Here is a 13,290-nt window from a genome sequence, read left to right as displayed (position 1 = left end):
TGCACACTTCGGATAGTAATTATCCGGATGAATACAATTAAATAAAAGTATAATAACTAACTAAATTTAGAAATATGGCAAACATGTATGACATCTCATCACTGAATTATCAGCCGTCTACCAATATGGACTGGTTTACAAAAGCAATCTTTGGCGGGAAACTTATCGAGAAAGGTAAAATAACTCCCGTTGTAGGAGTGAAAGAATCGACTCTAATCAACCTGATTGACATCAACGGCAGCATTTTGCAGGCAGATGCCCGTGACTGTTCATGGAATCCGCAGCAGATGTCGAAGTTGAGTGACAAGGAGTTGAAAGTAAAAACGTATAAAATCAATCTGGAGCAATGCCTCGATGATCTTGAGCGCAAGCGCACCGTATGGATGCTCAGTCCCGGAGCGAAGAATCAGGAATTGCCCGATACGCTCGAAGACGCCACAATGGCTATCCTTGCTTCCGAATTGAGCAGTGAGATAGAAACTAAAATCTTTAAGGGAGACAGCTCTGTGGATGCTAACGATTTCGATGGAGTAGTCAAAGTCTTAACAGACAGCCTGGAAGCCGTTAAAATAACAGGTGTAGCTCTTACCAAAGTAAATGTATTGGACGAAATAGAAAAGGTATTTACAAACATTCCGGAAAATGTTGTAGCTGCCGGCTTACAGGAAGGTACATTGAATATTTATGTTTCTTACCCTACATTTCTGAAAGTGAAGATGGCGCTAGGCGGCATCTACGGAAGTAATGTGGTAGTCAGCCCCAACTTTACGGTAGAGGGTGACGTGGTTCGCTATATGGGAGTGGAGCTTGTTCCGGTAAAAGGACTCGGTGACAATGATATGGTAGCGGCTGATGCCCGCAACTTCCTTGTCGGGACAGACCTTGTGCGCGACCTTGAAGAAATCCGTCTTGGACAAAAGGCCGCCCCGCAGGATAATATCATTTTCATAGACGGACGCCTGCGTCTTGGATTCGCTATTCCGTTCGAAGACGAAGTGGTGTTTTATAGTCCGAATAACTAACCAATGTGTCAATTAAATAATATGCCGATGTGTCAATCAAAAAAAGCTATTGGCCATTAGCTAACAGCTATTAGCTTAAAATATCGGCACATTGGCATATTAAAACATTAATTCATTAACTCATTAAAAAAATATATTATGTCAGGATGTAAATTAACTTCAAACATAACAAAAGACAACTGCCATTATTCGGTAGCGGGAGTAAAAGCCATATATCTTTTCAATTACGATGCGGATAACGATTATACTTTCGGGGCCGATGGAGGAATCGATACTGTTACGCTTGCCGATAGTGCCAAAGCGTATAAGATTGATTTCACGGATAATACAGCTTCATTCTCCGACGAACTGGCCGTAAATGGTAACGGAGGGAAATACCGTACCCACACGGTCAATTTTACCATCAGCAACTACGATTACGAGTTGTTGAATCAGGAAAAAGCATTGAGCCTGGGTAAGTTTACTGCGGTAATTGTCGATAAATCGAACCGTGCGGTGATGCTCGGACGCAGCAACGGGCTGAGTGCCACAGCATTCAACTATGCATCAGGTGCCGCCGATGCCGATGCTTACGGCTGGACCGTAACCATGGCCGGAACGGAAATAGAGATGGGCCGCCTGCTGAAAGATGAAAGCGTGATCTCTGCAATTGCGGACAAGACTGTGGTAACACCGTAAAGTCAGCTTTTAGCTTATAGCCGTTAGCCTACAGCCTTCAAGGTTTTCGCTGGCGGCTTTACTTTTATTTATTAACTGCTACTGGCTATCAGCTAGTGGCTAAAGGCTAAAAACAATGACTTGCAGATTATTACAGAATATAAAACATACCTGCGACTATAATCCCGGAGGCATTACAGGGATCTATCTGCTCGATATACGTGATTTTGGGGCGTATCAGTTTACTGATGAAGGATTGTTCAGTAAATGTTATGTGGAGCGGATAAAATCAGATGTACCTTTTGTTGAAATGGGAGCTGTGAACGAAAGTACCTTCACGGAGACTCAGGAGAATGGCATATATAAGCAGGGACTGACAACATTTGTGCATACGATCAAGGGGGAGAAATCTTCGGATCTGTTACTGGCATCCACAAATAAGTATCTGGTTGCTTTCCGTACATCGCAAGGGCTGATGTATAGCTTTGGCAGCGATGGCGGGGCTTCTCTTTCATTCTCACAGATAACGGGACAACTGGGCGAAACATCAGGATATCAGATATCAATAAGCAAGAATTCGGTTTACCCGCTTTTCGAAATCGATGCGTCCCGTTTCAATACGATACCTGTACTGGGTACTGAAGAACGGCAGATAGTGATGACCGAAGATAAGAAGGATGCAATACTGACGGAATAAATCAAAATAGAGATATAAACAATTAATCAAAATAAAATGGCTAATGAAACAAGAAAATTAGAACCTATAGAGCTTTCGGCACTGGATACAATAGAAAACCCTAAAGGTTTCTATATATTCGGTTCGATAGAAGAAAACGGAGTGATGAAGTCGGGCAAATGCAAGTTCGATACGCTGGAGAGGCTACAGCTCGAACGGCGTATTTCCCTGACAATGGAAACAAAGGAAATGGAAATATTTATAGGCGAAGAGATGACTATTTATAAAGTGGATGTACTGAATGTGAAGTCTCTTACTATTGATGATGAAATATTTACTAACCTGAATAGTATACAATTGGACAAAAAAATAGAAAAACGCTCGAAGGTAAAGTTTATAATTGAAACGCAAACGACAGACCCGACAGCTTATTTATTCATTTATGCTAAAGCAATATTGCCATGATATACGAAGTCAAGAAAGATGATATTACAATGTTGATCGACGACATGGTGTTCTTTGCAGAACAACCCAAGGCATTTAAAACAATGTTTCGGGAACTGGAAGACCCTAACAACCCAGGATATGCTGAGTTTGACGATTACAGGGCTTACCTGACCGAATTAGACAGAATATTATTTTCACCCGTTAAACAAATTTATGATATATGAGATATACATTTAAAGACAGATATACAGACTATCAGGGTGTAGATGTAGAACGGATATTCCCTACTAAATTCTACGCATATGCGGGTACGGGTACGGCTGCCACGCGGCAAAACCCTTCACTATCTACCGGAACTATTGCTTATACTACTGATTTATCAATCATATTGGGGGGAGGCTTTCACAAATTAAGCGTCGGTACTACAGGAACATCGATAAATTCAAACAGATGCCGGATCATTGGTAATGGTATGAAAAAAAGCATAATAGATGCTATTTTATACGAAGGGCATCAGACATCGGGCGGTACATTCGAAGGCGTCTGGCTTAAAGATGTCACTGTAAAAAATGTAATAACGTACAGGCTGGGTTATAATGGCCAGGGAACTTATAATAACAGATATTATCAATGCGAGATGCTGTCAATGCCCGGAACAACGAATCCTGGTGTAGGCATAATAAACAATTATGACCGTTGTATTTTTAGAGTAAACCCGTCATCAGGCAATATCAATGGCAACAATTCCTTTGTCGGCATCAGTACCACCATAGGCTCAATAGCCGGTAATCTGCATACATGGGAAAAATGCAACCTTGTAGTCAATCAGGCATCGCTCGACAGCTACAAAAACAATTACTATGCGTTCGACAACTGCAATTTCCGTATAGGCTCGGAAACCGACTATATCCCGCTGACCGGTACAACCGCCGAAGAACTTCGGAACGCATTCGTCGCGCGTTGCACGGCTGCCGGGCTGTCAGTTCCCGCTGATATTACAGACTATGGCATAACATTGACTTTAGGCCGTTGGCTGTTCACCAAAAATCAGGTATTCGAGGGTATTACGTGGGCAGGTTCAGAGGTTAACCAGTTCGAAATACTACGCTTTATTTCATTTGGCTATTCCACATCACGTGGTACCAGGATACCAATTACAGCAAGTAATAATGTGCCTGCCAGCTTTGCTCCGGGGAACCCGCATAGCGACGGTTTGGATATAGCGGATGATTCTTTGTCTATTGATAAAACCGTGGATATAACACAGCGGAAAAATATGTATCTCGATTCGAAAATAGTATGGCTGGGCGGTAAAAAAAAGCTGACGAAAATAGATATTCCCAATGACCTGCCTTACCAGTACGGGGTATTGATAGACAGTATCCCGGACCTGCTATGTGATTCCGGGCAGGAAGTGTTAAGTGGCAGTATAGAACCGGGCGAGATGTATATGTTGCGTTCTTCTGATGAAAATACGGCATCCGTTACCTATGGCGGAAGCACTTATTCATCCGTGCTAAGTAGCAGGAATAATATTTTTAAAGGTGTGGCTGGCGTGACAACCTTTACTGTTGCCTCCGGAAACCCGGTAGTGTATAAGATAAACGACATACTGAGCTACCAGTCGGTACAGATGCGTATCGTAAATAAAATACCGGATGGAAATATTGTATCCGGCAATTTACAGGTGGATTATTGGTATCTGGCAGAGCATGACAATGACCAGAAAAATACAACTGACTATGTAACATACAGCGGGGTAAACTACAAGGCAGGAGATTCTTTTACGGTAAAACCGGGTGTATTGACATTCACAAGATCGGGAAATATCCATCTGCGCCGCTGCTGGAAACAGGATTTCGATTTTAATACGGAAACAACGGACAAAACCTTCTGGCAAAATGAACAAAAACCTGAGTGGTGTGATGTATTACCCGAAGACCCGCGTTGCCTGATGAAAGATAACCATATTCTTTCATTCGAGATGGCAAGAGGAAAGGATGGTAAGTATATATCATCGGGACATCCCGAGTATTATAATAATATATCGGGTGCATCCGGCGTATTATCGCCTGATGATATATACATAAGCGGTGCATATATGCAGATACGGCTACCGATAACAACAGTAAATCCGATGTAGGTAAATAGTTACAAGTTACTGCGCCCTTCGGGCAGTTACAAGTTACAAGAAAAAGTAACTCGTAACTTCTAACTTGTAACTCGTAACTAAAAAAAAATTATGGCAGATTTAGATAATGGTTTACCACCCGAAGGTATCGATGTTACTGATAACAGGATTAGTAGTGTCAATATCGGCAGGGCGGATGCTGATAATATGAATATTAATGATATTAATAGTATCAATATCAGCAGCTTAAAGGTTGATGTACAAAGTGTAAGGAAGGTATCAGCCATCCTCGTCTCAACCGAACCCGCCGGCCGGAACATTGCAATGTTCCTATAACTCTCTCATAGTTGCCAGCTATATATAAATGGCTGGCAACTTATTCCTAATTCTTAAATACTAATTCTTAATTAATTTCCCCATGTTATTGATAATAGAATCATTACTGACCGGAGATTTTGTCACCCTGCGGCTCAAACTGGCTATCATATCCATTATGTGGTTGCTGGTAGCTATCGCCATCAGCCTCGACCTTATCAGCGGATGGCGCAAGGCTAGGGAGCGGGGCGAACAACGCACTTCATACGGACTGAGGCGGACGGTTACCAAAGCTGTTTTGTATTATGCTTTGATGCTGTTTGCTTTCATGTTCGATTGCATAGGAATGTTCTTTTATGACGAACCTTATATTACGCTTATCGCGGCCGGATTCCTGATATTTATCGAGGCTAAGTCGATATTGGAAAAGGCTCATGAGAAAGATAAGAAAAAAATAGGAAAAAGCCTGGAAGAGCTTACAGCAGTATTCGAAAATAAAGACGACCTGATAAAAGGTATAACCGAAATTGTAAAAAAACAACTGAAAAACTCAGAAACAGAAGAAAATGAGAAAGATAGATAAGATAATCCTCCACTGCTCAGCCACAAAGGAAGGGCAGCATTTCACCGTGGAAGATATAGACCGGTGGCACCGGGACAGAGGCTTTGCCAAAATAGGTTATCATCATGTAATATACCTCGACGGCACTGTACACAACGGACGTGATGAGTCGTTGATAGGAGCGCATTGTCTCGGGCACAATGCCACATCGATAGGTGTATGCTATATCGGGGGACTGGATGCAAAAGGTAATCCCAAAGATACCCGCACCGAAGCGCAGGCTGTGGCGTTAGCCGGATTGGTGGACGACCTCAAAGTACGCTTCCCCTTGGCAAAAGTACATGGACATAACGAATTTGCGGCAAAGGCCTGCCCTTGCTTCGATGTAAAGAAAGAATTCAGATGAAAGATTATCCGAAGGCAAAAGCAAAAGCGCTGTTTATCCTGATACCGGTCTTTGTCCTTTCCGCATGCAGGACGCGTACACTATATATCCCGGTCGAATCGGTGCGGACAGAGTACAGAGACCGCCTGTTGCGCGATTCTGTTCATCTGTATGATTCGGTCTTCATGAAAATGAAAGGGGATACTGTCTGGCTGGAAAAGTACAAATATCTGTACCGGGACCGTCTGCTGCGCGATTCCGTCTTTGTGAACGATACCATCCGCGTGCCTTATCCGGTAGAAGTGGAGAAGGAAATAAACCGTATGAGCTCGTTCCAATCGTTTCAGGTATGGTGCGGGCGGATATTACTACTGCTGATTATCGGTTGGTCGGGAGTGTGGTGGTGGAAAAAAAGGATATGAAAAGTATCCTCTGCCCGGTACAGGCAGAGGATACTTTTTTTTGCCGGATATATAAACGGTAGCAAAAGATATTCAGGCATTTGCCTGATTTATCAGTTTCACTGCCGGTTATTCCAAATATTTTAATTATACTTGCGGCGTCTAAGGCATATAATAAAAGAACGTCCTATTCGTTAAATAGGTAATTATACAAAAGACCAGGCACCTATCTATGAAGAGATTTATACTTACATCCCTTATCGGCATACTATCAGCCGGTTTTGCTTTATACGCTCAAACGAAGCAGCTCGTCCGGATCAATTCGGTAAACACTAAAGAGATAATAGATCTCAGGTATAATAACAAAAATCAGCTTACCTACTTTGTGGAAAAGGGTGTTGTTACCTTTCGGGAATTTACCTTCAAATATGATAAAATCAGCAACCTGTTGTCGGAGTGCATTATGAATCAGGACAGGGGAGAGTTGGTTACAAATTCCAAATACACTTACAACGACGGCTATATTGCAGAAGATGTGATAAGTACAGGAAAACAGGTAAAAGAGAAAAAGGTGACCGATCATCTCCGGATTCATATCGACGACAGAGGCCGCCTTACCAAGACCGTATTTGAAGACGGTAAGCCCTGGGAAGAATTCATATACGACGAAAACAATAATCTGGTTACATATACGCAACATGCCGCGACAAACGAGGGTAGTAAAATTACGGTCTTTAAATTTAACAATGACAAATCGGCTTTTCTCAATATAGAAAGTATTCCTGCGTGGTTTTGGACATGGCACGTAAATAGTATGAGATGGTGCGGAGATTTCATCGGAAAAAATAATCCGCATGAATTTACTACTGAAGACCCCAGATACGGCACCGATATAATCGAAGTTACATATGAATATAACTCGGACGGGTATCCGGTAAAGCAGTTCTATAACGGAGAACTGGTAAGGGAAATGACATATAAGAGTTTAAAGGACTAAATAAACAGAGGCGATCCGGCTAAATTGAACCGCCTTTTCCGTATGCTCTTTTACATATCGTTACGATTTTACCCAAACGGATAATGCCCCGCCTTCGACAAGGAAATTACCGTTACCCTTATCATCTATCGTAATTTTTTTCTGTACGTTTCCTGTCAGGTCGTACCACACTTCACCTTTACGGTTTGCGCCGACATTCATTACCTTATTCCCGTCTGTACCGTTCGACATCAGAAATGCCAGCCCCGACGCGGGATGACCTTTATCTCCCATACGCACAAATCCTACCGTGGAAGGGTGATCGAAATAATCTTTTTGCACTCCGTAAGCATATTTTCTCCGGGCATCCAGCAACAGGCTTATAATGGGTTGGTGAAGAGGCTTTTTTCCCTTTACGCCATAATAGTCACCGTAAAAAATGCAGGGATAACCTTTCTCCATCAACAGGATAAGGGCGTAAGCCGAGGGTTTGAACCAGTCTTCTATTTCCGATTCCAGGGAGCTGCCCAGTTGTGAATCGTGATTGTCTACAAATGTGACTGCATAGTCGGGGTAATGCAAGACAAGAGTATCGTCCAGTATTTTTTGTAAATCATAATCTTTACCCAACTTAGATGCTTTATACATATTGTAATGCAGGGGGACATCGAACAGGTCTGTTGTATTTTCCACAGCAGCGAGATATTTCTCCAGGGTTTGCAGATCTCCGTTCCAGTATTCGGCTACCGAATAAAATTCTTTTCCTCTATCAGCCCTTACAGTTTCAAGGAATTGTTTAACAAATTTAGCTTCCATATGCTTCACTGCATCGAGCCGCATGCCGTCCAGATTCAACTCTCTGGAAACCCATACTCCCCAGCGGTCCAGTTCTCTTATTACTTCCGGATGGTCGAGGTCTAAATCGTTGCATAGTAAAAAATCATAGTTTCCGTTTTCATCATCTACTCCTTCGCTCCAGTACTTGTTTTCCCCGAGTACACGGAAAATACCGCTTTTTTTCTGCGCGTCGTCGAAGCCTACGCCCGAAAAATGGTACCAGTGCCATTTAAAGTCGGAATATTTATTCCCCCGCGCTTTAAACAAATAACCTGTCCATGCCTGAATCTCTATTTCGTCGCTTATATCCTTATTCCTCTCTTTGGGGTCGACTTCTTTTACCCTGAATTTTTCAGTATAGTCTCCTTCCGCCTTATGATTCATGACGGCATCGAGATACACCGATATTTTATTTTTATGTAATTCATCGATCATCTCGGCCAATTCATCTTTTGTACCGTATTTTGTTCTCACGGTACTGTTCTGGTCAAACTCTCCGAGGTCGAACAGGTCATATGTCGCATATCCTTCATCCTGTTGCTCGTCTGCCTTGTATGCCGGAGGTATCCATACCGCAGTTATGCCTGTTTTATGCAGATGTACGGCGTCTTTTTTCAATTGTTTCCATAAATTTCCGTCATTTGGAAGATTCCACTCGAAGTATTGCATCATTACACCGTTTTTCATAACCAGCAATGTTTGTTTTTTATGATCCGCTTGTTTGTGATTTTACATTTGTATCCTGTACCCGGAATATCCGGCTGAAACTGAATCCGGCCATCGTTATCCCGGTACTAAATAACAGCTTATAAAAAGCACAAAGAAAACGTTTATCGATCCCTTTTTGTTTAACAAATTATAGTGTAATTAACATACACCGGATACGATTGCTCTTTGTAATGAACCAACGTTTATTTCTTATCTTCCCCTATCAGTTCCGAGTCTTTCAGTTTTACAGGTACAGACTTCTTTCTCAGCTTCATATTCAGGAATTCGACCAGTAAAGAGAACGCGATGGCGAAATATATATATCCCTTCGGAATTTCCCCTACTGTGGTGCCGAATATGGATATCCGGGACAGATGGGCTGCCTCTACCAGTAGCATCACACCGATAAGAATAAGAAATGAAAGGCCGAGCATCTGTATGGTAGGGTGTTCGTTTACAAACTTGCTTACGGGGCCTGAAAACAATAGCATGATCATAACCGCAATCACAACCGCTGTAACCATAATGGTCATGGCTCCGACATATCCGAATTCGCTGAAGCTGACCAATCCGACCGCGGTGAGGACGCTATCGAATGAAAAAACAATATCTAGAGCCACAATCTGGATGATGACGCCGGCAAATCCGCTCCTGGACTTTCCATGAACGGCGTCGCTTTCACCTTCCAGTTTGTGATGGATCTCGGTAACACTCTTATACAGGAGGAAAAGCCCGCCTACTCCGATTATAATACTCTGGCCGGAGACAGAGCCGTCGAACCATACCGTGTCGAACGAAAATATCGGTTTGGTCAGTTTCATCAGCCACGATATGCAAAATAGCAGGAGGATACGAAAAAGCATAGCCAGCAATAAGCCCGTGGTGCGGGCTTTAGGCTGCTCTTTTTGCGGTAGTTTGGACGACATGATAGACAAAAATACGATATTGTCTATCCCCAATACTATTTCGAGAAACGCCAGCGTAAGCAGAGCTATCCACGCGCTGGGCAAAAGAAAAGTTTCTAAAATTTCCATAAAATATTTTTGCGACAAATTTAATAAAGAATTTGACGCTTTCGGAAATTATTTTTCCTTTTCTAAATATTCTTTTATAACAGAGTCCCGGTCCGTCTTTTTAAGCCCCAGTATTCTTAGAATCCTGAGCAGTAGTATTTTCAAAAATATTCGCATTACGTATGCGTAAGTTAATTTTTCTATTATTTCCCGCTTGCGCAGGCGTGTCTTCGATCTTCGTCACAAAGATAGTATTTTTGGTAACTCATGAAAATTATTTACCTGATATATCTCAGTTTTTTATACCAATTATTGTCTGCGTAATATATGAGTATTATTATAAATGATAGTATAATTTCCAGGTATTAATGTAAGGTCATAAAGCCTTATACCTGAAAGATCCTGCGGGATTTTTTGCGGTATAAGGCAAAGGCGCGGCAATAGCCGGGCTATTCCTGTTATATAAAACGTTGGTTATTCCGGAGGTTGCTTAATATTCGGGGCGCAACTCTGTAGATATACCTATCCTGTTCCACGCATTGATGGTCACAATAGCCATTATCAGCTGTGCCACTACGTTTCCGGAGAAAAGGGAAATGGCCTTGTTATATGTTTCGTCCGACAGTCCTCCTTTATTTATCAGGGTTATTTCTTCGGTCATGGCCAGTATCACTTTTTCTTCTTCCGAGTACAGCTCATAGGCTTCGCGCCATGCATTGAGCATATATATGCGCTGCTCTGTCTCTCCCAGTTTGCGGGCATCTTTGGTATGCATGTTCAGGCAAAAAGCGCATCCGTTTATTTGAGAAGCCCTGATCTTGATAAGCTCTTTGTGGATAGGATTCAGATCCGAAGCATTCAGGAAACTTTCCAGCATCAGCATAGCGCGGTATGCTTTCGGTTCCAATTCACTGATATTTACTCTCATAATATTTTGTTTTTAATTGATTGGGTATATAAGTTATAATCAATAGAACAAAATACCGGGAGGGTTGTTCGGCCGGAGGAAATGAGAATTTAACCTTTTCCTGTTTAACGGGGAAACAGGGCAAAGCGGAAAAAAGCTGTTTTGAAACAGGCCGATAAAATGATCTAAACAGCTTCATAAAATGTTGAAATTAATTATGCGGAAAACGAAAGGACATTTTCGTATATTTACAAAAGTATTTCAACTCCTTATTACTAAAATCCCGGCATTATGAATAAACGAAGTATTATACCTATGTTGTTGATGTTGTTTGCTTTGCAAGCGGTTTATCCGCAAGTGACGACGGTGAGGGGGCAGATAACTTCTGCGGAAGACGGAAAAGTTTTACCGGCTGTTATAATATCAAATATCTCACGTCAGGTAAATGCTGTTTCCGGTAGCGATGGAAATTATGCAATACGTGCGGCGATGGGTGATACGCTCAGTTTTTCGTTTACAGGCTTCAAAACAAAAAATGTGACAGTGGACAGTCCGTCCTGTGATGTCGCTCTGGGAACGGATACCCTAATCTTTGGCGAGCCGGTTCCGGTATCGCGCTATTCTGCCATCATAGAGGAGCGCGAAGACAACATCTACCTGCTCGATGATAATCTGATAACAAGGGATTCGTTGCTCAGGATAGACCCTTCCACCATCGAATCCATCAGCATCCTTAAAGGCGGGGACATGCATCCTGCAGACAAGCCTCTGACTATAAGTATAAAACTGAAACCTATATACGAGGCCATCGTTATGGAGCCCGGTTACGAGACTTTTCTGGTTACCCAGCGGCCAAAGGAATTCTATACGGAATGGGTGTTGAAAACAAAGAACATTTTCCTTGTCAATGAATGGAATTACCGCTGTGACAATCCCATGCAATACAGCCCGCAAATCTATGAAGCGAAAATAGATTACAATCCTCAGAACGAATATGGGCTGGATGTGGAATACCGCCTGTATATGTTTTTCATGTATATGGATAAAAAATACAGGCTGGGACTCGAAAACAGATAAATTTTGTGAAATATTCCGGTAAAATCCGGTCACAATCCAAATTATTCCTTTCTTTTTGATTGGGGTTAACGCCTTTATACTATTTTTGCGCTAAATCCGTTTCCTTAATAAAATAAAGAGAGCAAGTATTTAAAATGCCGGCATTAATCAAAAAACGAAACCGCTTATCAGGAGCCAGGTATATAACTCTGTTGATATTTGGGGTACTCGTGTCCCAATACGGATTTTCACAGACCGATAGCACTTATATCGGTTTCTTTGAGCAGCCCCTTTCGGTACGTAGCTATTTCATGGATAAGTTTACGGTACTATCTCATCAGCAGGGCGACAACCACGATGAGACTTCTTACCGTTCCAATGCCCCTTTCGGTATCGGTTTTGGCTTTTCATACAAGAATGTCTCGCTGAGTGGCGCCTATGGCTTCGACTTTATGCGCGATAAGAAGCGGGGCAAGACCCGTTCGTTCGATTTCCAGTATCACCATTACGGACGGAAGTTTGTCTACGATATATTTTTCCAGAACTATAAAGGCTTATACACCGAGCCCGAAAATGAAAAATATGAGTTGCATCCCGATATAAAGTTGAAACAATACGGTGTCTACGGACAATATGTCTTCAATGGCAACAGGTTTTCGTATCCGGCGGCTTTCAACCAGAGCGAGAAACAATTAAAATCGGCAGGTAGTTTCCTGCTCGGCGGAGCTGTATATTTCAACGAAGCCCGTGCCGACAGTTCGCTTGTGTTTGATGGCGGACACAAGCTGAAGAATTATCAGGTCGGTGTAAACGGCGGCTATGCTTATACCTGGGTGGCCAATAAGCGGATATATGTATCCCTCTCGCTTTCGGTGGCGGCAAATGTAGGTTTTGAAAATATAGACGGAAGAAAGAACAAGGTGAAGGTATATCCTTCCGTGTTTCCCCGCTTCTCGATGGGATATAACCACGATACATGGTCGGTAGGGGCATCGGTGGTCAACAACCGGGTGTATATTCTCTATACAGCCCCTTCGAAGATGGCATTCGATGCGGGCGCGATCCAGTTCTCGGTAATCAAACGGTTTGGCAAAGCGCCTAAATTCCTCGAAAACCAGAAGATAATAGATAAGTATAACGAATACCGGTTTTGGTAGGGGCGGCTTAGGGCGAAATACAGGAACCTCATGCAAAGTA

At 42.4% G+C, this 13,290-nt stretch carries 16 protein-coding genes; 13 read left to right on the top strand and 3 right to left on the bottom strand.

Translation table 11 applies throughout. From position 1 onward, the window contains the following. Positions 1-74: 74 nt before the first annotated feature. The 11 genes from ACYQ3L_RS17425 to ACYQ3L_RS17375 all read left to right on the top strand — a co-directional run bounded on the left by ACYQ3L_RS17425 (position 75) and on the right by ACYQ3L_RS17375 (position 7,593). A complete protein-coding gene (locus ACYQ3L_RS17425) occupies positions 75-1,022 on the top strand; it encodes a hypothetical protein (RefSeq protein ID WP_379993394.1) in 948 nt (315 codons plus the stop codon). 138 nt (positions 1,023-1,160) lie between these two features. Then, entirely contained in the window at positions 1,161-1,700 is a 540-nt protein-coding gene (locus ACYQ3L_RS17420; protein ID WP_379993395.1) for a hypothetical protein, read from the top strand. A 115-nt stretch (positions 1,701-1,815) separates the two neighbouring features. Then, positions 1,816-2,376, top strand: a complete 561-nt coding sequence (locus ACYQ3L_RS17415; RefSeq protein WP_379993396.1) for a hypothetical protein — start codon at positions 1,816-1,818, stop codon at positions 2,374-2,376. A gap of 36 nt (positions 2,377-2,412) precedes the next feature. Then, positions 2,413-2,820, top strand: coding sequence for a hypothetical protein (locus ACYQ3L_RS17410; protein ID WP_379993397.1), 408 nt, complete (start codon positions 2,413-2,415; stop codon positions 2,818-2,820). Next, positions 2,817-3,026: a hypothetical protein gene (locus ACYQ3L_RS17405; RefSeq protein WP_379993398.1), complete on the top strand. Its 210-nt coding sequence runs from the start codon at positions 2,817-2,819 to the stop codon at positions 3,024-3,026. The genes ACYQ3L_RS17410 and ACYQ3L_RS17405 overlap by 4 nt, the downstream gene beginning before the upstream one ends. Next, positions 3,023-4,945: a hypothetical protein gene (locus ACYQ3L_RS17400; protein ID WP_379993399.1), complete on the top strand. Its 1,923-nt coding sequence runs from the start codon at positions 3,023-3,025 to the stop codon at positions 4,943-4,945. The genes ACYQ3L_RS17405 and ACYQ3L_RS17400 overlap by 4 nt, the downstream gene beginning before the upstream one ends. Before the next feature lie 99 nt (positions 4,946-5,044). Beyond that, positions 5,045-5,269, top strand: coding sequence for a hypothetical protein (locus ACYQ3L_RS17395; protein ID WP_379993400.1), 225 nt, complete (start codon positions 5,045-5,047; stop codon positions 5,267-5,269). Between the two features lie 82 nt (positions 5,270-5,351). Beyond that, positions 5,352-5,831, top strand: coding sequence for a phage holin family protein (locus tag ACYQ3L_RS17390; protein ID WP_379993401.1), 480 nt, complete (start codon positions 5,352-5,354; stop codon positions 5,829-5,831). Next, complete coding sequence (locus ACYQ3L_RS17385) at positions 5,815-6,216, top strand: N-acetylmuramoyl-L-alanine amidase (protein WP_379993402.1); 402 nt, start codon at positions 5,815-5,817, stop codon at positions 6,214-6,216. The genes ACYQ3L_RS17390 and ACYQ3L_RS17385 overlap by 17 nt, the downstream gene beginning before the upstream one ends. Beyond that, positions 6,213-6,617 (top strand): hypothetical protein, encoded by a 405-nt coding sequence (locus ACYQ3L_RS17380; RefSeq protein ID WP_379993403.1) that lies wholly within the window; start codon positions 6,213-6,215, stop codon positions 6,615-6,617. Before ACYQ3L_RS17385 ends, ACYQ3L_RS17380 begins: the two co-directional genes overlap by 4 nt. A gap of 211 nt (positions 6,618-6,828) precedes the next feature. Continuing rightward, complete coding sequence (locus ACYQ3L_RS17375) at positions 6,829-7,593, top strand: hypothetical protein (protein WP_379993404.1); 765 nt, start codon at positions 6,829-6,831, stop codon at positions 7,591-7,593. Between the two features lie 60 nt (positions 7,594-7,653). On the opposite strand, the gene ACYQ3L_RS17370 is transcribed toward ACYQ3L_RS17375, so the two are convergent. The 3 genes from ACYQ3L_RS17370 to ACYQ3L_RS17360 form a co-directional block, all read right to left on the bottom strand. After that, on the bottom strand, positions 7,654-9,096 hold the full coding sequence (locus ACYQ3L_RS17370; protein ID WP_379993405.1) for an alpha-amylase: 1,443 nt from the start codon (positions 9,094-9,096) through the stop codon (positions 7,654-7,656). Positions 9,097-9,320: 224 nt separating this feature from the next. Then, positions 9,321-10,151 (bottom strand): TerC family protein, encoded by an 831-nt coding sequence (locus tag ACYQ3L_RS17365; RefSeq protein WP_379993406.1) that lies wholly within the window; start codon positions 10,149-10,151, stop codon positions 9,321-9,323. 469 nt (positions 10,152-10,620) lie between these two features. Then, positions 10,621-11,058, bottom strand: a complete 438-nt coding sequence (locus ACYQ3L_RS17360; RefSeq protein WP_379993407.1) for a carboxymuconolactone decarboxylase family protein — start codon at positions 11,056-11,058, stop codon at positions 10,621-10,623. A gap of 270 nt (positions 11,059-11,328) precedes the next feature. Between ACYQ3L_RS17360 and ACYQ3L_RS17355 the strand changes: the two genes are divergently transcribed. Together ACYQ3L_RS17355 and ACYQ3L_RS17350 are read left to right on the top strand one after the other, a co-directional pair. Beyond that, positions 11,329-12,114 (top strand): DUF6146 family protein, encoded by a 786-nt coding sequence (locus tag ACYQ3L_RS17355; RefSeq protein WP_379993408.1) that lies wholly within the window; start codon positions 11,329-11,331, stop codon positions 12,112-12,114. Positions 12,115-12,248: 134 nt separating this feature from the next. Beyond that, positions 12,249-13,250 (top strand): DUF4421 family protein, encoded by a 1,002-nt coding sequence (locus ACYQ3L_RS17350; protein ID WP_379993409.1) that lies wholly within the window; start codon positions 12,249-12,251, stop codon positions 13,248-13,250. Positions 13,251-13,290: the final 40 nt, after the last annotated feature.

This window comes from Dysgonomonas termitidis (assembly GCF_054657735.1).
The sequence above is the reverse complement of the archived record's forward strand: the minus strand, read 5'-3'. Positions and strand labels throughout refer to the sequence as shown.